The sequence below is a fragment of the Rothia nasimurium genome (assembly GCF_928381415.1).
In the GTDB taxonomy this organism is placed as follows: domain Bacteria; phylum Actinomycetota; class Actinomycetes; order Actinomycetales; family Micrococcaceae; genus Rothia; species Rothia nasimurium_H.
Map to the genome: position 1 here is coordinate 1 of NZ_CAKMSF010000035.1, position 306 is coordinate 306.

Consider the following 306-nt stretch of genomic DNA (forward strand, 5'->3'; position numbering starts at 1 on the left):
TGACAATTCCTTGCCAGTTGTCTTTGGTCCAGTCCCACAAGCCAGCAACTCCGTCTGCGAGGTTGCTACCTACCCGCGTCCAGGCTCGGTTACGAGTATTGGACTGGTGATACTCCCGAAACTCCCCAGCCGTCATCGGAGACAAACCCCAAGGATCCACCAAACCCACCGGAGCATTACCCACAAACGCATACACATTCGCACCCCAACCAGCACCAGCTGGGGAGGCAAGAGGATCAACCGAGATAAACCCACGAGCTACCGGGTCATAGACACGCGCACCCAGGATCTCCAGACCAGCAACCT

At 56.9% G+C, this 306-nt stretch carries 1 protein-coding gene; it reads right to left on the reverse strand.

The window, feature by feature from the left end; genetic code table 11:
- Window positions 1-295, reverse strand: a 295-nt coding sequence (locus L7A20_RS11875; protein ID WP_336603577.1) for an RHS repeat-associated core domain-containing protein, incomplete at its 3' end; no start/stop codon positions are given.
- Between the last annotated feature and the right edge of the window lie 11 nt (window positions 296-306).